We start from the raw sequence: 920 nt of genomic DNA on the forward strand, positions 1-920 counted from the left end.
TCGGTTTTTTGCAACCTTCCCAACCTTTCCTTTATAGGAATTGTATTTACGGGATTTCCGCATAAATTTTACACATTTCAATCCTAGTTCTCGCATAAGTCGATACACTTTCTTATGATTAACACGATGTCCTAATTTATTTAATTCCTTCGTGATGCGTTTATAACCATAGCGTTCATGAAATTTCTTAAATAGGTCAGTAATAAGTTCCTTAAGTTCCCTGTCCGGGTCTTCTTTTTCAAGGTTTTTGATATGATAGTGATAGGTTGCTTCAGGAATACCCACCACAAGGAAAATATCCTTTAATCGGAATCCTTCTTCTTTGAGTTCGAATGCCAGTTTTGCTTGGGCTTTTCGAGGAAGACATTCGGATTTCCCCGAAAAGCTCTCAGCTTTTTTAGGTATGCATTTTCTAACCTTAGTAGTTCGTTCTCACGTTCCAATTCTTCTTCACGTGTTAATTGTTTTTCTTCCTTTTTCTTTTGTTTATTGTGTTTCTTAGACATAGAAGACCGCCCCTTTGGTTTTGGAATTAGGCCTTCTACTCCTTGTTCATGAAATTCTTTCATCCAGCGAATAATCAAGGAAGGGTTGTTCAAATTAAAATGAACAGCAGTTTCTAAATAAGAAGCACCTGTGTTTAACATAAATTGTATCGTATCCATCTTAAATTGAACAGAATATTCCTTTTTCGTTTTCCTATGTTTTAACCCATCCATCCCTTGAGCCTTATATACATTCACCCATTCACGTATAGAGGTCTGGCTTCCCATATTATATTTTTTTGCCAATGATCCATACCCAATGTTTCCCTCTAAATACTCGGTGACAAGTCTTATTTTGAATTCTTCACTATATTTTGCCATAAAAACACCCCCGAAAGTTAGATTTATTACTCTAACTTTCGGGGGTCGGTACCA

Annotated in this window: 2 protein-coding genes; both read right to left on the minus strand. The window is 36.2% G+C overall.

The genetic code is table 11. The features are described from left to right. Positions 1 to 288 (minus strand): IS3 family transposase (locus BN2144_RS00040; RefSeq protein ID WP_033826330.1); only part of this gene is annotated, 288 nt, incomplete at its 3' end. 14 nt (positions 289 to 302) lie between these two features. Next, a complete protein-coding gene (locus tag BN2144_RS00045) occupies positions 303 to 866 on the minus strand; it encodes a helix-turn-helix domain-containing protein (protein ID WP_033826331.1) in 564 nt (187 codons plus the stop codon). Positions 867 to 920 lie beyond the last annotated feature (54 nt).

Origin of the sequence: Bacillus andreraoultii (genome assembly GCF_001244735.1) — a bacterium.
In the GTDB taxonomy this organism is placed as follows: Bacteria; Bacillota; Bacilli; order Bacillales; family Caldibacillaceae; genus Caldifermentibacillus; species Caldifermentibacillus andreraoultii.

Bases quoted from the DNA above. Each gene is read 5' to 3' on its own strand.
- BN2144_RS00045 (WP_033826331.1), bottom strand. From the start codon at position 866: ATGGCAAAATATAGTGAAGAATTCAAAATAAGACTTGTCACCGAGTAT.